This window comes from Kitasatospora sp. NPDC058218, from assembly GCF_042882445.1.
Lineage (GTDB): Bacteria > Actinomycetota > Actinomycetes > Streptomycetales > Streptomycetaceae > Kitasatospora.
Genome location: NZ_JBHVWC010000007.1, coordinates 122564 through 142069 on the forward strand (window position 1 = coordinate 122564; position 19506 = coordinate 142069).

Consider the following 19506-nt stretch of genomic DNA (forward strand, 5'->3'; position numbering starts at 1 on the left):
TCGCCGTATCGAGCTATCCGGACGGTGGAACAACATGGATCTGAACACGGTGGTGGAGGTACGCGACGCCCGCCGTCGCGAGGTGTGGCAGCAGGGTGACGCCTGGCTGGGTGGCGGCACGTACCTGTTCTCCGAGCCGCAGCCGCACATCCGGCGGCTGATCGACCTGAGCCGGACCGGTTGGGAGCCGCTGAAGGTGACCGCCGGCGGAGACCTGGAGATCGCCGCCACCTGCACGATCGCCACGCTCTCGCGCTTCCCGAAGCCGTGGACGGCCGGCCCGCTGTTCGAGCAGTGCTGCCGGGCCTTCCTGGCGTCCTGGAAGATCTGGAACATGGCCACCGTCGGCGGAAACCTGTGCAACGGGCTCCCCGCCGGGCCGATGATCTCCCTCACCGCCGCACTGGACGGCGTCTGCGAACTGCTCTCCCAGAGCGGCTCGGTGCGCAGGGTACCGGTCGCCGACTTCGTCGTCGGAGCCGGCGTCAAGGTCCTGCAGCCGGGGGAGCTGCTCCGCTCGATCACCCTGCCCGCCCGCGCGCTCGCGAGCCGCACGGCGTTCCGGCAGGCCTCCCTGTACGGGCTGGGCCGCTCCGGTGCGCTGCTCATCGGCGCGGCCGACCCGCTCGACGGCACCCTGACGCTCACCATCACCGCCTCGACCGTCCGGCCGATCCGACTGCGCTTCCCGGTGCCGCCGAACGCGGAGGCCGTGCGGGAGGCGGTCGAGTACGCCGTCAGGCCCGAGGAGTACTACGACGACATCCACGGACTGCCCGCCTGGCGACGGCACATGACCTTCCGCTTCGCCGAGGAGATCCGCCGCGAACTCACCGACGGCGCACCGACCGACTGCGCACCGACCGACTGCGCACCCACGGACAGCGCGCCGACCGACAGCGCGCCGACCGACTGCGCACGCTGCGCACCGACCGAGGAGGCCGGACGATGAGCTTCGGGATCCGCGTCAACGACCAGGACTTCGACACGGCGCCACGGCCGGGGCAGTGCCTGCGGACCTACCTGCGCGAGCGCGGCTGGTTCGGGGTGAAGAAGGGCTGCGACGCCGGGGACTGCGGAGCGTGCACCGTGCAGGTCGACGGCGAGGCGGTGCACAGCTGCATCTACCCGGCCGTGCGCGCCGAGGGCCGCTCGGTGACCACCGTCGAGGGGCTGGCGAAGGACGGCGAACTCCACCCGATGCAGCAGCGGTTCCTGGACGCGCAGGGCTTCCAGTGCGGCTTCTGCACCGCCGGCTTCCTGATGACCACCTCGGCCCTGAACGAGGAGCAACTCACCGACCTGCCCAGGTCCTTGAAGGGCAACCTGTGCCGCTGCACCGGTTACCGGGCGATCGAGGACTCCGTACGCGGCGTCAAGCACGCGGAGGAGCCCTGCGCCGGGCAGGCCGTCGGTCGCAGCCTCGGTGCGCCGGCCGGGCCGCAGGTGGTCACCGGGACGGCCCGCTACACCTTCGACATCGAGGTGGAGGGGCTGCTGCACATGAAGCTGCTGCGCTCCCCGCACCCGCACGCCCGGATCGTCTCGATCGACACCTCCGCCGCCCTGCGGGTGCCCGGCGTGCAGGCGGTGTTCACCCACCACGACGTGCCGGACCGGCTCTACTCCTCGGCCCGGCACGAGCATCCCACTGAGGACCCGGACGACACCCGGGTGCTGGACGACGTCGTCCGCTTCGTCGGCCAGCGGGTGGCCGCCGTGGTCGCCGACAGCGAGGGCGCCGCCGAGGAGGGGTGCCGCCGGATCGTCGTCGAGTACGAGCCGCTGCCGCACGTGACCGACCCCGAACTGGCGATGCTGCCCGGTGCGCCGGTGATCCACCCGAAGGGGCCGGAGTCCCGCATCTTCCGAGCCGAGGACAACGTCTGCGGCGAGGTGCACGGCGAACTGGGCGACGTCGAGCAGGGGTTCACCGAGGCCGACGTCGTGTACGAGGAGACCTTCCGGACCCAGCGGGTCCAGCACGCCAGCCTGGAGACGCACGGGTGCGTCGCGTACTTCGAGGAGAACGAGGAGAGCGGTGAGGAACGGATCGTGGTGCGCTCCAGCACCCAGGTCCCGTTCCTGACCCGGCGGGCCCTGTGCGCGCTGTACGACCTGCCGATGGAGAAGGTCCGGGTGATCGCCGGCCGGGTCGGCGGCGGGTTCGGCGGCAAGCAGGAGATGCTCACCGAGGACATCGTCGTGCTCGCCGCACTGAAGCTGCACCGGCCGGTCAAGCTGGAGTTCACCCGCCCCGAGCAGTTCTACGGCGCCACCACCCGGCACCCGTTCAAGGTCACGGTGAAGGTCGGCGCCAGGAGCGACGGCGTCCTGACGGCCCTGCAGTTCCGGGTCGTCGCCAACACCGGGGCGTACGGCAACCACGGCCCGGCGGTGATGTTCCACAGCGTCGGCGAGTCGATGGGCGTGTACCGGGCACCGAACAAGAAGGTGAACGCCTACTCCGTGTACACCAACTGCGTGCCCGCCGGGGCGTTCCGCGGCTACGGCCTCGGGCAGGTGACCTTCGCGCTGGAGTCGGCGATGGACGAGCTGGCCCGCCGCCTGGACATCGACCCGCTGATCCTGCGCGAGAAGAACGTCATCGGCCCCGGCGAGCACATGGAGGGCCCCTGCGGCGAGGAGGAGGACCTGCACATCGCGAGCTACGGCCTGGACCAGTGCCTCCAGGTGGTCCGCGACACCCTCGCCGACGACCGCAGCGCCGAGCTGGCCCCGCCGGGCTGGCTGGTCGGACAGGGCTTCGCGATGTCCGCCATCGCCACCGGGCCGCCCGGCGGCCACTTCGCCGACGCCACGGTGAAGCTGCTGGAGGACGGCACCTACGACATCGCGGTCGGCACCGCGGAGTTCGGCAACGGCACCACCACCGTGCACAAGCAGATCACCGCCGGCGCACTGGGCACCACGGTGGACCGCATCGCCATCCGGCAGTCCGACACCGACGTGGTCAGGCACGACACCGGTGCGTTCGGTTCGGCCGGCACGGTGGTGGCCGGGAAGGCCGTGATGAAGGCCGCCAACGCCCTCGCCGAACAGATCCTCTCCTTCACCGCCGAGTACGCCCGCACCCCGCGCAGTCTGGTCCGGCTGAACGCCGACGCCGTGGACTGCGACGGCCGGCCCGTCCCGCTCAAGGAGGTCTTCGAGGCCGCGCGCGGCCAGGGCGTCGAGCTGACGGCCGACGGGCACTGGGGCGGCTCGCCGCGCTCGGTGGCGTTCAACTCGCAGTGGTTCCGACTCGCCGTCGACCCCGACACCGGGGAGATCCGGATCCTGCGCAGCGTCCACGGCGCCGACGCCGGCAAGGTGATGAACCCGCTGCAGTGCCGTGGCCAGGTCGAGGGCGGCGTCGCCCAGGCGCTCGGCGCCACCCTGTTCGAACAGGTGCTCGTCGACGAGCGGGGCGAGGTGACCACCGCCGCCTTCCGCCGCTACCGGCTGCCCGCCTACGCGGACGTGCCGCGCACCGAGGTGCGCTTCACGGAGACCTCCGACTCGATCGGCCCGCTCGGCGCCAAGTCGATGAGCGAGAGCCCGTTCAACCCCGTCCCGCCGGCCTTCGCCAACGCGCTGCGCGACGCCACCGGCATCCGCTTCACCGAGGCGCCGTTCCTCCGCGACAAGGTGTGGCAGGCCATCGCCGCGCACCGCGCCGGCACCCGCCCGCCACGGGCGTGAGGGGGCGCGCCCGTCCCGGCGTCAGTTCCAGGGGTTGGCCGGCTGGTCGTCGATGGCGGTCCAGAAGCGCAGGCCGGTGGGCAGGGATCCGTAGGCCCAGAAGGACCAGCCCTGGCCGTCGTGGAACTCGGCCATCCGCCAGCCGGGGCCGAAGCCGGTCGAGCAGATCTCGTCCGCGGCGGCCCGGCTGGTGAGCCGGGAGCCGGGGATCGGCGGGGTGGGCGCGACCTCGCCGCCGGCCCAGCTGTGGAAGCCGCCGGCGGGGATCCCCGCCGGGGCGGGGCGGCCGTCCCGGTTCAGGCAGAGCAGCGGCAGGGCGGTGGTCGGCGAGGTGTCGCCGGCGTAGGGGTTGCTCGCTTCGTCGTGGCCGACGTGGACCAGGTTGTCGGCGCGCCGTTCGAGCAGGGCCCAGCTCATGCCCGCGTGCCTGGCGGCGAACACGGCGAGGTAGGCGGCCGGGTCGACGTTCCACTGCTGGTACTCGCCGTCGTTGCACTCGTGCAGGTAGAGGAACCGGGGGCCGATGAGCAGCTTGTCGTTGTCCAGGCAGAGGCCGGTCGCCACGTGCCGCAACCGCAGTCCGCGCATGCCGTGCGCGGGCGGCGTGCCGGTGGTCTGGTACGGACTGGCCTGCCACCGCTGGCTGTCGGCGCCGGTGACACAGGGGGAGACCCCCACCCTCGTGCCCGCGGTGATGCACAGGCCGGGGCTGGCAGCCGCCTTGATCGTCAGCTCGCCCGGCAGGCTGCCGACCGGCAGGAGCTGCCACTTGGACGGTGTGTTCGGGGGCTCGCAGGGCATGAGGTCCACCCTGGGCAGGGCCCCGCCGGACGGGCACTGGCCGTTCGCCTGGTTGTACAGCAGCGTCGCGGGGGGCCCCGCCGAGGCGGTGAGCGGCGTGAGCGCCACGGCGATCAGCGCGAGCACCACCGCCGTGACAAGTCGCTTGAGCAGCGCGGACACGCGGTCCTCCAGGGGTGCGGACGGAATGCGGACGGGCAGGCCGGGCGCGGGCCGCCGGGAGAGCGTTCGGACACGGCGCGGTGCGGACCGCGGCCAGTGTTCCAGCGGCGGGTGGTCCGCCGGTATCCCAGATTCGTGGGGATGGGTCCCTCGTGGAGTGACACGGCGTCACCGGTCCGGCACTCCAGGGTGCATGGGGGCGGGCGGATCCGGGCCGGGTCTCCCCGATCACCGACTCCGGTGGCGGTCATTCCCGTACGATCGACGGCCATGGTCGATCTCTATCCTCCCACCAGCCCCTACGACAGCGGTTTCCTCGACACCGGAGACGGCAACCGCGTCTACTACGAACAGCTCGGCAACCCCGACGGCAAGCCCGCCCTGTCCGTCCACGGCGGCCCGGGAGCGGGCGCGTCGAGGCAGCCCGCGAGGGTCTGGGACCCGGAGTGCTACCGCTTGATCCGCTTCGACCAGCGCAACTGCGGTCGCAGCACCCCGCACGCCTCCGATCCGGCGGCGGACATGAGCCTGAACACCACCCGGCACCTGATCGCCGACATGGAGCGGCTGCGCGAACACCTCGGCATCGAGCGGTGGTTGCTGGCCGGCGGCTCCTGGGGCTCGACGCTGATCCTGGCCTACGCGCAGCAGCACCCCGAGCGGGTCAGCGAGATATCCATCCAGGCGGTGACGATGACCCGCCCCTCCGAGACCTACTGGCTGTACCGGGGCGCCGGGCGGTTCTACCCCGAGGCGTGGGACCGGTTCCGCGACGGCGTCCCCGAGGACGAACGCGACGGCGACCTGCTCGCGGCCTACGCGCGGCTGATGGAGAACCCCGACCGGGCGGTCCGGGCGAAGGCCGCGGCCGACTGGCTCGCCTGGGAGGACGCGGTCATCTCGAACGAGCCCAACGGCGTGCCCGGCATCTACAGCGACCGCGAGGTCGACGCGCAGATCGCCTTCGTCCGGATCTGCGCCCACTACTTCAGCAACGGCGCCTGGCTGGAGGAGGACCAACTGCTGCGCGACGCCCACAGACTGGCCGGGATCCCGGGGGTGCTGGTCCACGGCCGGCACGACATGGGCAGCCCGGTGGAGACGGCGTGGGAGCTGGCGAAGGTGTGGCCGGACGCGCGGCTGCGCATCTTCGAGGACTCCGGGCACGTCGGCAGCGAGGCGATGAAGGAGGCGGCCCGCGCGGCCGTCGAGGAGTTCAAGAACCGGTGATCACCGGGGCCGTGGAACGGTCTCGAGCGCGCGCCGGCCGGTCCCTTCCCACCCGCCGGCGGGTGGGAAGGGGCCGGCCGCGGTCGCTCAGCGGGCCCGGGCGGCGCCGAGGGCGAAGCGGCTCGCCGCCGGGTGGCCCTCGACCAGGTCCGCGGCGAGCTCACCGAGCACCGACGCGAACTTGAAGCCGTGTCCCGAGAAGCCGGCCAGGACCGTCACCGGACCGCGCCGGTCGATGACGAAGTCGTGGTCGGGGGTGGTGGTGTACAGGCAGGTGGTGGCGGTCGGCGTGGTGTGGTCGACGCCCGGCAGCCACCGCCGCGCGTACTCCTGGACCTGTTCCACCGCGCGCGCGTCGGGGCCGCCCCCGCGACGGTCGGGGTCGACGACCGGGCCGACGCCGTGGAAGCCGACCTTGACGCCGTCCGCACTGCCGAGACCGTACACGCCGGCCTCCGAGTCCAGCCGGGCCCCGCCGTGGTGGATGAAGCTCGGCCAGTCCAGCGGCGCGGCGGCCGGGAAGTGCACCGGCTGCTCCTCGGTCACCCGCATCGGTGGCAGACCGGGCACGAGTCCGGACAGCAGGCTCGGCGCCCACCCGCCGACCGCCACCACGACGTGCTCGGCGACGATCACTTCCTCACTGTCGGTCACCAGCTCGACGCCCCGGTCGCGCACGGTGAGCCGGCTCGCCCGGACCCCGTGCCGGACCTGGGCTCCGTGCGCCGCGGCCGCGCGCTGGAAGGCCGCCACCGAATCGTCGGCGTGCAGCCGACCGGCCTCGGGGTGGAACAGCGCCGAGGTGTCGGCCCGCAGGCCGGGCCACCGCTCGGCCACCTGCGTCGGGTCGAGCAGCTCGGCGGGGCGCCCGGCGGCGGTCAGCGCCTGGTGCAGGGCCGAGGTCGCAGCGGCCGGGCCGTGATCCACCGCACCGGTGAGGTCCAGCAGCTTCGTGCCCGCATCCTCCTCCAACCGCCGCCACAGCGGCAGGGCCCGCACGGCGAGGGAGACGTAGAAGGGCTCCGGGTAGGCCAGGCGGAAGATCCGCGAGCTGCCGTGCGAGCTGCCCCGGCCGTGCCCCGGGGCGAACTGTTCCAGGAGCGTCACCCGTCGGCCCCGCGCGGCCAGATGCCAGGCGGCCGACGATCCCATGACCCCGCCCCCGACGACAACGACATCAGCGGTCATGAGTACTCCGTAGGGTGTCCGGCGGCCCGGTGGGCCGGCGTGGCGTCAGTGGCTCGGAAGGAGCGGTCGCTCCCCGGTGCGTCCCGGCTGGCCGGTCGGGAGCGCGCCCCGGCCGCTGACTGCGGACACTACCGTGGGCCGCTGCCCGGGGCCACAACGGGCCGGTCGGACCGAGCCGTTGGAACGAACACGGCGACGGCCCCGGGCGCGGCCGGGAACGCGCCACCGTGTGGCACGGACCGCCCCGGCCACCGGGGCCGGGGCGGTCGTGACCCGCGGAGGACCGGTGCGCTCTAGCAGGGGCTGAGCCAGTAGACCCAGCCCCACGGGGCCGCACGGTCCTCGCTGTAGCCGCCGGGCGAGGTCCAGCCGACGTTCCCGGCCGAGTTGTAGAACCTGGCGTGCAGCGTGGAGTTCTGGTTGTTGATCCACGACCCCGTTCCCGTCCAGGAGATGGGGGTCAGCCGGTCGCAGGTGTAGAGCATGAAGACATCGCCGGTGAAGTCGGTCCCGCTGTACGCGCACACGTAGGTGTACGGACAGGCGATGGCCGCGAGCCGGTCGGCGCCGGCCGGGGAGACCTCACGGGCCCGCTCCTCACCTGGCAGGGCGAGGAGCAGCTGTCCCCCGGACTTCAGGGCGATCTTGTTGACGGCCACCTGGGTGCCGTCGGTGGTGGCCAGGTACCCGTCGACCCTGTCCTGGAGCGTCCTGGCCTGGGAGCCGTTCAACCCGAGGTCCTTCGCCTGTGCCCGGAAGCCCGGGTGGGAGGCGGGCCCGGCCTGGCCGGTGGCGGCCCCGGCCGCCGTCGTGGTGGCCACCAGGGCGAAGACCGCCATCACCACGGCGGCCAGGGCCCTTCCCCACGCGGTGAACCTGGGCGTTGCGTGTGCTGTCACTGAGTCACCCCTCTGAGAGATGTACTTTTCATGGCACTGGTCGCAACTATGTCCGGCGGGGCCCGCCCGGGAATCGGCGCAGAGCGCGGACTTCCTTGACCTTGCGTGCAGTTCACGCCGCGGAATGATGGTCGGTCCGGGCGCCGGCCCGGATGCCGCACCCCCATCGGCGGGCCGTGGGCCCTCGCCCCCGGGCCCCCGTCGCCTGCCGTTCGGCCACTACACCTGGACCGCGGGGACCATTCCGAGAAGTTCGCCCAGCCGCTGGATCGTGGCGGGAGCCTCGCGGTGCAGGCCGGCGATGTCCAGGCCCTCGTCGCCGAGGATCATCAGCAGCGCCTGCTCCCCGATCGCCAGGACCACGACGTAGCCGCCGTTGCAGCGGGTGACCACGTCGCGCAGGCCGCCCAGGCCGACCTCGGCGGCGGTGCGCCGGCCGAGGCCGAGCATGGCGGCCGACAGGGCGGAGGCCGACTCGGGGTGGACGGCGGCCGTGTCGGCGGCCACCAACAGTCCGTCGGCGGTCGAGATGACACTCTCGGAGATGCCCATGACCCGGTCACGGAGGGACTTCAGCTCGTCGACGAGTGCTGCGGGTGAGGTCTGGCTGCTCATGGTGCGCTCTTCTCGGTCTCTTCGGTCGTCTCGGTCCGCTCGGCGCGGTGATCGTTCAGTGGTCGGTCGGACGCGGCGGTCCAGGACTCGGGCACGGCGGTCCGGGCTTCGGGCACGGTGGTCCGGGTCTCGGCCTGATCGGGCCGCTCGGCCGGGCCGGCGAGGTCGGTCGGTGTGGCGGGCCCGGCGGGTCCGCCCTGACCCTCCGGGCCGCGCCTGCCGGGGATCCGACGCGGCAGCGGACCGGCCGGGGCCGGCGGCGGGCCGGTGTGCGGTGTGCGCGGCGCCACGCTCGGCACGCCGGCCGCCGGACGCACCGGCTCCCGGTGGAGCAACTGCCGGGCGTCCATCCGGACCAGGTCGAGCAGCACCGCGAACAGCCCCCGCCCGAGCGTGAATCCGATGTCGCGCGCGGTGCGCCGGCCGGTGGCGGCGGTCAGGATCTCCCGGTAGCGGGCCGGGATCCGCAGGGCCCTGGACTCGGCCTGGGCGGCGGGGCGGATCCGGCTGCGGGCCAGTTCGCCGGGCGGGCCCCAGAGGCGGGTCAACAGGGCCACCCGCTGGCCGGTTTCCTCGAACAGTCGCCGCGGTTCGATGCCGGGGCGCAGCGCGATCCTGGCGGGGGCGGCGGCCTCGGCCACCTCCCAACTGCCGGGCGGGCTCAGCACCAGGGCGAAGGCGCCGTCGAAGGCGGCGGCCGCGCAGACGGTTTCGAGCTCGGCGGCGCCGATCGACCCCTGGGCCACCAGAGCCGCACCGAGGTCGCCGGCCCGTGGGCCCGGCGCGGCGGCCGCCGCCGTCTCGGCGGCGGACCAGTCCGCCTCGCCGACGCGCTGCGACTTCAACAGCAGGGTCTCGACGGTCGGGGAGCCGGGGGTCTCGATCGCGGTCACCAACCCCTGTTCCAGGTGGATCGTGCCACCCGGCGCGCTGGAGACGGTGACCGAGCCGGTGAAGTCCTCCTGGCGCAGCATCAGCAGGAGCGCCGGCACGTTGCGCGCGGTGGGCGTCGCCGGCCGGGTGGCGTCGTGGGGGGTGCGGTCCGTCATGCCAGCAGGTCCCTCGCCCGGTCGGCGCTCTGGCGGATCGCCAGCGCCAGGTTGGTCCGCTCCCGGTCCAGCACCGTGGCCAGCAGCAGCGGGTCGCCCTGCCGGGGAACCACCTGGACGACGTGGTGGTGGCGGGTGCTGGTGACCACCAGACTCTCCAACTCGCCCTCGGCTCCGGCCTCGCACAGCCGCTCGCCGATCAGATTGGTCAGCTCGGCGAGTTCGGCTCCGGTGCCGAGCAGTCGGTGCTCCCCGGCGCTCTGGTAGCCGAGGCCGGTGACGGCGTCGACGAGTGCGGCGCCGACCACTCCGGGGGAGTCGAGCACATCGGAGAGGGAAGCTTCGAGCGCGTGCACCAGTACCCCTTCACTTTCTGAACCGCTGGCAGCGTACTTTATTTCACCAATTCCGTGCGGTGGCCACACCTGATGACCTTCTTGCTACTTTGTTCCTGCACACGGGGGTTCCGCCCGGATGGCTCGCAAAGGACGAACAGTTCATGAACATTGACAGCGCACTCACGGACGCGATGGGCATCGAGGGCGCCATCGGGGTGGCCCTGGTCGACTACGAGAGCGGTATGTCGCTCGGGCTTCTCGGCGGGAGCCAGCAGCTCGATCTGGAGGTCGCGGCGGCCAGCAATACCGAGGTCGTCCGCGCGAAGATGCGCGCCATGGCCGCGCTGTCGATCGACGACGTCATCGAGGACATCCTGATCACGCTCGGCGCCCAGTACCACCTGATCCGCCCGCTGGCCGGCGCTCGTGGGTCGCTCTTCCTCTACCTGGCCCTGGACCGCTCGCGGGCCAACCTGGCGCTCGCCCGGCACAGCCTCAAGCGCATCGAGTCCGGGTTGGACGTCTAGGTTCCGGACGGGGCCGGCCGCTCCGTCCGGGGGGAAATTCCCGGCGGACTGTTCGCCGCCCGGCAATTGCCGGGCGGAGCGAAAACAATGCGTGATGAACCGACTACCGCGAGCGGCCCGTGGAAGAGGGGCGAGATCTCACGGGCGGGCGCCGATTGCGGGAATGAGTGACATTCCGATGACTGGGCGTCATATTCATTCCGGTGCTGCGGGGCCCCGAGCCGGAACGCCGGAACAGGACGCCCGGAACGCGGAGCCGTCCGAGGACGGAGCACCGGAGGGAACGCTCCTTGTCGAACCCGGTGCGTCAGGTCGCCGCGGCCGGCGGGCCGGTGGCGCGGCCGGGGCCTTCGGCCGCGCGCGGATCAACGCGATTCGCCGTACGCCGGCGGTCGTGGTGGCGGGACGGTCTCCGTCGGCATGGTGTGGCGGTAGTGCAGCGGCGCCATGCCGGTGCTGCGTTTGAAGGCGTTGCTGAAGGCGCTCTCCGAGGAGTAGCCGAGGGTGGCGGCGAGGGCGGCGACCGGTGTGTCGTGGTGCCGGAGGCGGTGCCGGGCCAGCCGTATCCGCCAGTTGTAGAGGTAGGTCAGGGGCGGGACGCCGGCGACGGTCCTGAAGCGGTCGGCGAAGCTGGTGCGTGACATGGCCGTCGCCCGGGCCAGTTCGGCCAGGGTCCACGAATGGGCCGGGTCGCCGTGCATGAGCCGCAGCGCCGGTGCGATGTGCTCGTCGGCCAGGGCCCGCAGCCAGCCGGCCGGGAAGGTGTGCGCCTCGCCCAGGTAGGTGCGCAGGACCTGGACGAAGAGGAGCTGGGCCAGGTGGTTCGCCACGAAGGAGGCGCCGGGGCGGTCCTCGCGCATCTCGTGGAAGGCCTGGGTGAGGAGCCAGCGGGCGGCCGGGGCCTCGGCGGTCGAGGCCCGCATGTGCATCAGCGGCGGCAGGGCGTCGAGGATCAAATCCTTCCCGGCGGCTTCGAGTTCGATGTGGCCGCCGATCGCGACGACCTCCGGCGCGCCCGGCGGCCCCGTGTGGTGGAAGGGTTCCACCGTCGCCTTCAGCAGTGGCAGGGCCTCGACCGGGGCCAGGTCGGGGGCGCTCGCCAGCACGTGGCGCCGGTCGCCGGCGAGGACCACGACGTCCCCCGCCGCCAGCAGGATCGGCTTGCCGACCCCGTCCATCGTCAGCCAGGTGGTGCCTTCGAGGAGCGCGTGGATCTTCAGGCGTCCCGGTGCGGGAAAGGCGAGCGACCAGGCGCCGGAGAAGGTGAAGCCGCGCGTCAGCGCGCAACGGGCGCCGACCAGTTCGAGCGTTTCGGCGATCGGGTCGCCCCACCCCGGCGGGTGCGGGGGTGGCGCGGGCAGCACGTCCATGGCGGGACTGTCGCGCAAGTCGCCGGGACGGGCAAGCGCCGCCGGGCGGTCGACGCCCCCGCCGGCGCGGGCCCGAGGCCGGGCAGGCCCCTCCGGTGGGTGGATCCCGGGGCGCAGCGCCCTTCACCCGGACGAGGTAGTGCCGTCGACCCCGGAGCGGAGCGTCCTGGCCCGTCGCGGGTGCGGGGCCCCGAGGCATCCCGGACGCCTGCGCAGATCTCGCGGACGGTCGAGCATTCACGCACCGTGTCCACTTCCTCACGATAGGCAGTGGGACGCATGCGCACACTGTGCCGGGCGGCCCGACCCGGCTGCTGAGCGGTGGCCGGCCATCGAGTTCCAGGAGGTAGTTCCCATGGGCGGATTCCAGGACCGCGACAAGTTCCACCCGGACGAGGTCGTGCTGTCGGCGGCCGAGCAGCGCGTCATCGCCGAGCTCGCGAAGGACGGCCAGGCCGACCCGCGCGAGTCCACCGACGAGGGCTGACACAGTCCGCAGGCAGGAACCCAGGGGTTCCGGGGCCGTGGCGGTCGCCCGCCGCGGCCCGTGCCCCGCCCAGCAGAGGGGACGGCCGTGACCACCACCACGCACATCGCACCTCCCCAGTCCGGGGAGCGCAGCCTCGCCCTGAGCGAGGCGTTCACCAGGGCCGAAGCCGCGATCGCGGCCCTGGGGCTGGAGTCCGATCTGGCGCCGGTCCTGGACGGCAGCCCCGGGACGTGGCGGTGCGTCCTCGGCCGTGGCGGCGCGCCGATCCGCACCGGGCTGGGCCTGGGCAAGGGCAGCCGGGACGAGGCGCGGACGGGGGCGCTGTTCGAGGCGCTGGAGCACTACCTCAGCGGGGTGGACGGGCTCGTCGGCTCGCAGATCCGGGTGACCGCCGCGCACGGCGTCGCCGCCGGCCCGCTCGCGCCGGACGTCGCCGCCGCGCTGCTGGCCCAGGCGCCCGACCGGCCGCTCGGCTGTCTGCCGTACCGGTCGCTGGACGGTGGTCCGGACGTCGACGTCCCGCTCTTCCTCGCCATGCCCGAGTACCTGCGGCCGGCCGGGGAGAGCCTGCGCCGGGAGGTCGGTGACGCCTACGACTACCGTTCGGTGGGCCGCTACTCGGTCAACAACGGCTGGGCCGCCGGGGCCGATCCGGTCGAGGCCGCCGTGCACGCGATCAACGAGCTGATCGAGCGCGACGCGCTGTCCCTGCTGCTGATCGGCCAGTTCCTGCGCGAGCGTCCGCGGCCCCTCGTCGTGGTCGATCCGGCGACGCTGCCCGCCGACCTCGCCGCGCTCCTCGACTTCGCCGCCGACCGCACCGGCCGGCCGGTGCACCTGATCGACATGACCACCGACCTGGGCGTCCCGGCGTACGCGGCCTACCAGTCGGCGCCTCCGGGCCGGCCCGCGCGGGTCTGCGGTTGGGGAGCCTCGCTCTCCCGGCGGTACGCGATCTCGCGCGCGGTGAGCGAACTCGTCCAGCTCCACAGCACCATCGGTCTGCGCGATCAGTACGCGCACCTGTTGCCCGAGCAGCGCGACGACACCGCGCCCTATCCGAAGCTGCACGCCTGCTACCTGTCCGATTTCGAGGCCGCCCTGGCCGTGGCGGAGGTGCGCCCGTTCGAGCCGACCGCCGCGCCGGACACCCCCGGCGGGCACCTCGACCGTCTCCTCGGCCTCCTGCGCGCGCACGGCTTCGCGACCTACCAGCGCGACCGCCACGTCACTCCGGACGTGGCCGTGGTCAACGTGCTGGTGCCCGGGCTGGAGCGGTTCATGCTGGTCACCGACGGCCAGGTCGTGGTGCCCGGCGGGCGCGGACTCGCGGCGGCCCGCGGTGAGTGAGGTGGCGTGGCGGCCGCTCGCCCCCACTGACGCACCCCGGGCGGCGAAGCTGCTGGCGGCCTGCGAACGGACCGACCGCACCGGCGACCGGCGCGGCACGCAGGACGTCCTCGACGGCTGGGCGGCCTCGGGCGTCGACCTCGCCACCGGCACGATCTCAGGCTGGGCCGGGCCCGAGCTGGTGGCGCACGCCGTCACGCGGGCGCGTGAACACGCCGACCCCGTCCACGAGATGACGGTGGAGATCGCGGTGCACCCCGCCCACCGGACTCCGGACACGGCCGCGCACCTCCTCGCCTGGTGCCGCCGCACCGCGGCCCGCCGGCACCGGGAACGCTTCGGCGACACCCCGTCGGAGCTCCACGCCCGGACTCACGGCCACCAGCGGTGGCTCGCGGACGTGCTCGACGCGTCCGGCTACCGGCGGGTGCGCAGCTACCGGGGCATGCGGCTCGGCCTGGCAGCACACGCACCGGCCGCCGCCCCGGCACTGCCGCCCGGCACCGCGATCGTGCCGTTCGAGGACCGCTACGAGGCGCCGCTGCTGGCCGCCCGCAACGAGATCTTCGCCGCCAACCCGGGCAGCGTCCCGATGACGCCCGGGACATGGCGCCACTCGGTGACCGGGAGCCCGTACTTCCGCCCCGAGTCCTCCTTCGTCCTGCTGTCCGCCGACGGCCGGGAGATCCTCTGCTACCTGCTGTCCACCGAACTCACCGACGCGGCCGACGAACGCGAGCTGTACCTCGCCAACGCCGGCACCCGTCCCGATCTGCACGGGCAGGGCCTGTACCGGGCCGTCTTCACCCACACGCTCGCGCGGGCGAGGGCCCAGGGCTACCGGTGGGCCGTACTGGACGTCGACACCACCAATCCCATGGCGGCCGGGGGCTTCTACGAACGCGTCGGCCTGCGGACCTTCCGCACCTGGACGGGGCACGTGCTGCAGCTCAACGGCGAGGAGCGGAACGGCGGCACCGACGTGCCGGACGCCGCAACGCCCGTGCGAAGACGGGGCGTCGTGCACACCTGAGCCGACGAGGCCGCGGAGTGCCCGAGACCCGTCCCGGGCCGCCGGGGCGGCCTGTCCTCGCGCCCGCGCGCTCCTCGGATCCCCCACCCGATCTTCGCCGTTGGCGCCTCTTCGCACGCGCCGCGTGCCGCCCGCGCGGTGGCGTTTTGAGTGGGAGTCGCGACTGTGCCACAGTTGACGGTGTGTATTGGTCCGATTTCCTGGAGTGACAGGTCATGCCGGATTCCCAGCCCCGCCCGTACGTCGAGTCCTCCGCCGTGCCCTGCCCACAGCCCCCCGGCTGTGGGCAGGGCACCGGCCGGGCCCGGCTCGTCAAGTGCATGGGCCGCACCTACTGCGCCTTGGCGGAGGAGGACCGGATCGATGTCAGCGACGTCACCGACATCACCCGGCCGTTGCCCCTGGGCGTCGCCGTCCGGTCGGGGAACGCCGCCTGGGACATCCACGCCCCGGACGGGCGCGCCCTGCTGCGCACCGACGATCTGCTGTGCGCCCTGGTGGCGCTGCGCGCGGACTACACCTCGTCGGCGAGGCGGTGACGGGGCCACGGGGGCGCGCCGACCGGTCAGGGTGAGGTGGACCCGGGCCCGGCGCCTCCGGCCGCGTGACGGCGCGGTGCGGTCGGTGCGGACCGCTGCCGGGGGAGCGCCGGGCCCGGCCCGGCGCCGCGCAGGATCCGGGCGACCTTGTCGTGGCCCTCGCGTTCTGCGTCGTCCAGCGGGGTGTTGCCCCAGCGGTCCGTCGACGTCGTCGGGACGCCGTGGGCCAGCAGGTAACGGACGATCCTGACACGCCCTTCGCTCGCCGCGAGGTGCAGCGGGGTACGGCCGTCGTAGTCGGCGCCCGCCAGGTCCGCGCCGGCCGCGGCGTAGCGGCGGATGTCGTCCAGATCGCCCTGACGCGCCGCCCAGCAGAGCCCGACGGTGTTCTCCACCGTGCTCTGGTTGCGGCGCAGCCGCAGGTCGGTGCGGGTGCCGAGGGTGGGCGGGGTGAGGGGGTGGATGTTGTAGGCCTGTTCGAGGCGCCGGCAGAACTCGATGCCGCGCACGCTGTTGCCCAGTTCGTCCAGGCGCGGCGACCACACGCAGATGCCCGCGAGTCTGGGGATGACGATCATCAACGCCCCGGAGACCCCGGACTTCGCGGGCAGCCCGACGGTGAACGCGAACTCCCCGCTGTAGTCGTACATGCCGCAACTGGCCATCAGCGACAGGCAGTGCTGCACGGTCTCCTCCGAGAACACCCGGTCCGTGGTGAGCGGGCAGACCCCGCCGTTGGCGAAGGAGGCCGCGGCGGTGGCGAGCATCCGCGAGGTGACCTCGATGCTGCAGCACTGGAAGTAGAACTCCAGAGCCGCGTGCATGTCGGTGCCCGGGGGGAAGGCGTGCTGTTCGCGCATCGAGTACGCCAGCGCGTAGTTCCGGTCGGCGGTCTCCCGCTCGCTCAGGCAGACCGCGTTGTTGAACCAGGGCCGGCTGCCCCCGGACAGGCGCCGCCAGGTCTGCGCGACGAGGTCGAACCGGTCCGCGGGCGGCAGGTCCGGCCGGATCAACGCGCACGACATGATCGCCCCCGCGTTCACCATCGGATTGTGCGGGTGGCCGAAGCGGTCCAGCGCCAGTCCGTTGAAGCCCTGCCCGCTGGGCTCGCGCCCGACGTGCCGGTGGGTCGCCTCGACACCGTGCTCCTCCAGGGCCAGGCAGTAGCCGACCGTCTTGGACACCGACTGGAGGCAGAACGGTACGTCCCCGTCGCCGACGGTGTACCGCTGCCCGTCCACCGTGCACACCGACACCGCCAACTGCTCGGGATCGACCCGGGCCAGCTGCGGAATGTAGGTGGCGACGGTGCCGTCCCGCAGCGGCAGCAGGTCCCGGTAGATGCCGGCGATCCGGCCCGCCAGCTCCGCGAACTCGGGGACGACCAGACCGCCCCGCAAGGTCCGCTGGACCAACCCCGAGCACTGCTGCACCACCGCGGTGAACTCGGCCAGACCGAGCGCCTCCTGCTCGGCCGCGGCGCCCAGGATCCCCGCGATCCGCGGATCGTCCTCCAGGATCCCGGCCGACTTCAGCCGCGCCACCAACCCCGCCGACGACACGGGCCGGCCGTTGTTGAGGGCGCGGAACAACGCCCGGTACGTGCCCTGCGCATCGCTGCTCCGTACGGACCGGCCATCGGCCATCGGACGCCTCCTCGCGATCGGCGGAGCGCGGCGCCGGGAGGGCCCCGGCGCCTGCCGTCCCGAAGGCTTCCCGTCGACCGGCGCCTCCACCGCGCACCGGGACGGCCGCTTCCGGCCGTCGGGCGGGTGTCCCGTCCCAGGCGGCGACCAGGCCGGCCGCGTACCCGGCGGGCAACGCCGCGGGCCGGTGCGGCTCCCGCGCCCGACCCCGTGAGGCTGCTGCTCGCCGGCTACTTCGTGGCGATCCCCGAGCCGGTACTACCGGCCCGCGGCCGGTCCAGCAGGGGCAGTGACTCGCCGGCGCGGCGCGGGCGGCGCTCGGCGAGCCAGAAGAGGTAGCCGCGCAGGTACTCCTCCAGACCGCGGTCGAGGTGGGCGATGTAGTCGCGCAGGCCCTGGGCGGCGTCCCGGTAGTGCTCGCGGTGCTGACCGCCGGCACGCGACCAGCGGTCGGACACCTCGACGGCCCACTCGCGCACCCGGCCCCGCTCCTGCCACCACTCGCGCACCGCCGGGACGGTCCAGTGGTCGTCACCGTCCATCGCGAAGCCGCCGTGGCCGAAGAGGCAGCCGCTCACCAGGTCATGGGTCTGCGCGGGGCCGACCGGTTGGCGATAGACGAACTCCCTGCCGTCCAGCGGTCCGTGGTCGTCGTCGTAGGCGATGTGGAAGGCCGCGTCGTGTCGGCCCATCTGCATGCTGTCGGTGTCGGCGCCGTAGAACGGGCCCGGGACGTTGCGCCAGTTGCGCTCGTCCCAGAGGCCGCCGAACTGGTCCAGGTGCGGCTGCTCGGCGAGCAACCGCCGGGCGGTGGGCAGCGGGTCCCAGTAGTCGCCGGGCCCGTCGTGATTCCCGTGGTCCACCGGGGGACTCCTTCTGTGGTGCCGGTCGGCGGCTCGGGACCGGTGGCGGGTCGACGACCCGCCAAGAGGGGTCACCCCTGAGCGGTGATGCCCAGGGAGCGGATGAGCTGGGTCAGTTCCTCGCGGAAGAGCTTCTCCGGGCTGAGGGTCTGGGTCCGCAGGTGGCCGTAGATCTCCAGCGACACCAGGCCGTGCAGGTGGCTCCAGATGCGCAGGGCGAGGGCGACGCCGGCTGGGGGCAGGTCCGGGAAGGCCGGGCGGACCTTGTCCAGCAGGCCGGGATCGAAGTCGGCCCACTCGAAGTCGCCGTCGGCGTACCGGGGTTCGGCGTAGGGCCAGGCCTCGGCCGCGAGCGCGGTGATGCCGGTGCAGGCCCGGTGGGCGGCGTCCGGGGCGGCTCCGCCCGCGGGGGGCCGGTATCCGGGCACGGGGTCGCCGTAGACGAGGCGGAAGCCTTCGGGGTTGGCCAGCGCCCAGTTCCTGAAGGCGCCGGCCCAGGCCCGGATCCGGGCGGCCGGGTCCAGGGCGGGCGCGGCCTCCCAGGCGGCTTCCACGGCGTCGGCCAGTGAGGTGTAGACGGTGTCGATCAGGGTGGTGACCAGGTCGTCGCGGGTGGCGAAGTAGCCGTAGATGGCGTTGGCCGTCATGCCCATCTCGCGGGCGATGGCCCGCAGGGTGATCGCGTCGGGGCCGCCCGAAGCCATCAGCTCCAGCGCGACCTTCTTGATCTCGGCGGTCGTCTCGGCCCGCAGACGCTCGCGGCGCCCCGTTGTGCTTCCCACGCCGCCACTCTACAGCGCGCCTCTACGGCGTCACCGTGCTGGTTGCCGTATCAAAACTGCACGCCGTATAGTTTTCCTACGCCGTGCACAAGCGGCTCGGCACAATCAGCAGCACGGAACAGGGGAGAGCCATGCACATCGGAGTCATCGGGGCCACGGGCACCATCGGCAGCCGCGTCGTCACCGAGGCCCTCGGCCGGGGGCACCACGTCACCGCGTTCAGCCGGGACGCCGGTCGGATCGAGGAGGGCCGGGAGAACATCGTCTGGAAGAGCGTCGACGTCCTCGACGCGGACAGCATCACGGCGGTCCTGCCCGGCCTGGACGTGCTGATCAGTGGATTCCAGCCGGGCAACGCGGCCAAGGACATCGCGGACACGGTGGCCCGCTCGATCGCCGATCCCACCGTCCACAGCGTTGCCGCGCGGGCGCTCCTGAAGGCGCTGGAGAGCCACCCGAGGACCAGGCTGATCGTGATCGGGGGCGCGGGCAGCCTGGAGATCGAGCCCGGGCTCGCGCTCGCCGATTCCGACGCGCGCATGCACGAAGTCCTGGACGCGCTCGGGCTGCCCAGGGAGTACGCCGCCGCGGCGCGCGGCGCCCGGGACGCCCTGAACGTCCTGCGCACCTCCAACCGGCTGTGGACGTACTTCAGCCCCGCCGAGGACATCGCCCCCGGCGAGCGCACCGGCCGGTTCCGGATCGGCGGCGACCAGCCGGTCGTCGACGCGGAGGGGCGCAGCCGGATCTCCGCGGAGGACGCCGCCGTCGCCCTCGTCGACGAGGCGGAGCTGCCGCGCTTCGTCCAGCGCCGCTTCACCATCGGCTACTGACCCGCGCCGACGGACCGCTCCGTCAGCCACCGGCCGGCGCCGGAGGCGTGGGGTGCGGAGCCGCCGGCGAGCCGGCCCCGGGACGG

At 73.2% G+C, this 19506-nt stretch carries 19 protein-coding genes; 9 read left to right on the top strand and 10 right to left on the bottom strand.

Annotated features, from left to right (window positions below):
• Window positions 1-34 precede the first annotated feature (34 nt).
• Both ACFVYI_RS06250 and ACFVYI_RS06255 read left to right on the top strand, forming a co-directional pair.
• Window positions 35-952 (top strand): FAD binding domain-containing protein, encoded by a 918-nt coding sequence (locus ACFVYI_RS06250; protein ID WP_387881967.1) that lies wholly within the window; start codon window positions 35-37, stop codon window positions 950-952.
• Window positions 949-3705 carry a molybdopterin-dependent oxidoreductase gene (locus ACFVYI_RS06255; protein ID WP_387881968.1) on the top strand — a complete coding sequence of 919 codons (2757 nt, stop codon included), beginning with the start codon at window positions 949-951 and terminating at the stop codon, window positions 3703-3705. The genes ACFVYI_RS06250 and ACFVYI_RS06255 overlap by 4 nt, the downstream gene beginning before the upstream one ends.
• 21 nt (window positions 3706-3726) lie before the next feature.
• On the opposite strand, the gene ACFVYI_RS06260 is transcribed toward ACFVYI_RS06255, so the two are convergent.
• A complete protein-coding gene (locus ACFVYI_RS06260; RefSeq protein WP_387881969.1) occupies window positions 3727-4668 on the bottom strand; it encodes a hypothetical protein in 942 nt (313 codons plus the stop codon).
• A gap of 270 nt (window positions 4669-4938) precedes the next feature.
• On the opposite strand from ACFVYI_RS06260, the gene pip reads away from it, so the two are divergent.
• A complete protein-coding gene (gene pip / locus ACFVYI_RS06265) occupies window positions 4939-5898 on the top strand; it encodes a prolyl aminopeptidase (RefSeq protein ID WP_387881970.1) in 960 nt (319 codons plus the stop codon).
• Between the two features lie 87 nt (window positions 5899-5985).
• On the opposite strand, the gene ACFVYI_RS06270 is transcribed toward pip, so the two are convergent.
• The 5 genes from ACFVYI_RS06270 to ACFVYI_RS06290 all read right to left on the bottom strand — a co-directional run bounded on the left by ACFVYI_RS06270 (window position 5986) and on the right by ACFVYI_RS06290 (window position 10005).
• Window positions 5986-7086, bottom strand: a complete 1101-nt coding sequence (locus ACFVYI_RS06270) for an FAD-dependent oxidoreductase (protein ID WP_387881971.1) — start codon at window positions 7084-7086, stop codon at window positions 5986-5988.
• A 293-nt stretch (window positions 7087-7379) separates the two neighbouring features.
• Window positions 7380-7985: a peptidase inhibitor family I36 protein gene (locus tag ACFVYI_RS06275; RefSeq protein WP_387881972.1), complete on the bottom strand. Its 606-nt coding sequence runs from the start codon at window positions 7983-7985 to the stop codon at window positions 7380-7382.
• Between the two features lie 219 nt (window positions 7986-8204).
• Window positions 8205-8600, bottom strand: a complete 396-nt coding sequence (locus tag ACFVYI_RS06280; protein ID WP_387881973.1) for a roadblock/LC7 domain-containing protein — start codon at window positions 8598-8600, stop codon at window positions 8205-8207.
• Window positions 8597-9649: a hypothetical protein gene (locus ACFVYI_RS06285; protein WP_387881974.1), complete on the bottom strand. Its 1053-nt coding sequence runs from the start codon at window positions 9647-9649 to the stop codon at window positions 8597-8599. Before ACFVYI_RS06285 ends, ACFVYI_RS06280 begins: the two co-directional genes overlap by 4 nt.
• Window positions 9646-10005, bottom strand: coding sequence for a hypothetical protein (locus ACFVYI_RS06290; protein WP_387881975.1), 360 nt, complete (start codon window positions 10003-10005; stop codon window positions 9646-9648). The genes ACFVYI_RS06285 and ACFVYI_RS06290 overlap by 4 nt, the downstream gene beginning before the upstream one ends.
• A gap of 143 nt (window positions 10006-10148) precedes the next feature.
• On the opposite strand from ACFVYI_RS06290, the gene ACFVYI_RS06295 reads away from it, so the two are divergent.
• A complete protein-coding gene (locus tag ACFVYI_RS06295) occupies window positions 10149-10514 on the top strand; it encodes a hypothetical protein (RefSeq protein WP_387881976.1) in 366 nt (121 codons plus the stop codon).
• A 365-nt stretch (window positions 10515-10879) separates the two neighbouring features.
• Here ACFVYI_RS06295 and ACFVYI_RS06300 read toward each other — a convergent pair whose 3' ends face one another.
• Entirely contained in the window at window positions 10880-11884 is a 1005-nt protein-coding gene (locus tag ACFVYI_RS06300; protein WP_387881977.1) for an AraC family transcriptional regulator, read from the bottom strand.
• Window positions 11885-12239: 355 nt separating this feature from the next.
• On the opposite strand from ACFVYI_RS06300, the gene ACFVYI_RS06305 reads away from it, so the two are divergent.
• From ACFVYI_RS06305 to ACFVYI_RS06320, 4 genes are all read left to right on the top strand, one after another.
• Complete coding sequence (locus ACFVYI_RS06305) at window positions 12240-12371, top strand: hypothetical protein (RefSeq protein ID WP_387881978.1); 132 nt, start codon at window positions 12240-12242, stop codon at window positions 12369-12371.
• A gap of 87 nt (window positions 12372-12458) precedes the next feature.
• Window positions 12459-13724: a YcaO-like family protein gene (locus ACFVYI_RS06310; RefSeq protein WP_387881979.1), complete on the top strand. Its 1266-nt coding sequence runs from the start codon at window positions 12459-12461 to the stop codon at window positions 13722-13724.
• Window positions 13717-14757 (top strand): GNAT family N-acetyltransferase, encoded by a 1041-nt coding sequence (locus tag ACFVYI_RS06315; RefSeq protein ID WP_387881980.1) that lies wholly within the window; start codon window positions 13717-13719, stop codon window positions 14755-14757. Before ACFVYI_RS06310 ends, ACFVYI_RS06315 begins: the two co-directional genes overlap by 8 nt.
• 215 nt (window positions 14758-14972) lie before the next feature.
• The gene (locus ACFVYI_RS06320) at window positions 14973-15296 is read left to right on the top strand and encodes a hypothetical protein (RefSeq protein WP_387881981.1); all 324 of its coding nucleotides are present in this window, start codon (window positions 14973-14975) and stop codon (window positions 15294-15296) included.
• Between the two features lie 26 nt (window positions 15297-15322).
• Here ACFVYI_RS06320 and glsA read toward each other — a convergent pair whose 3' ends face one another.
• From glsA to ACFVYI_RS06335, 3 genes are all read right to left on the bottom strand, one after another.
• Entirely contained in the window at window positions 15323-16942 is a 1620-nt protein-coding gene (gene glsA / locus ACFVYI_RS06325; RefSeq protein WP_387881982.1) for a glutaminase A, read from the bottom strand.
• Between the two features lie 230 nt (window positions 16943-17172).
• A complete protein-coding gene (locus ACFVYI_RS06330) occupies window positions 17173-17805 on the bottom strand; it encodes a ferredoxin (protein ID WP_387881983.1) in 633 nt (210 codons plus the stop codon).
• A 71-nt stretch (window positions 17806-17876) separates the two neighbouring features.
• The gene (locus ACFVYI_RS06335) at window positions 17877-18587 is read right to left on the bottom strand and encodes a TetR/AcrR family transcriptional regulator (RefSeq protein WP_387881984.1); all 711 of its coding nucleotides are present in this window, start codon (window positions 18585-18587) and stop codon (window positions 17877-17879) included.
• A gap of 131 nt (window positions 18588-18718) precedes the next feature.
• Here ACFVYI_RS06335 and ACFVYI_RS06340 point away from each other — a divergent pair, with 131 nt between their 5' ends.
• Window positions 18719-19420, top strand: coding sequence for an NAD(P)-dependent oxidoreductase (locus tag ACFVYI_RS06340; RefSeq protein WP_387881985.1), 702 nt, complete (start codon window positions 18719-18721; stop codon window positions 19418-19420).
• The last annotated feature ends 86 nt before the right edge of the window (window positions 19421-19506 follow it).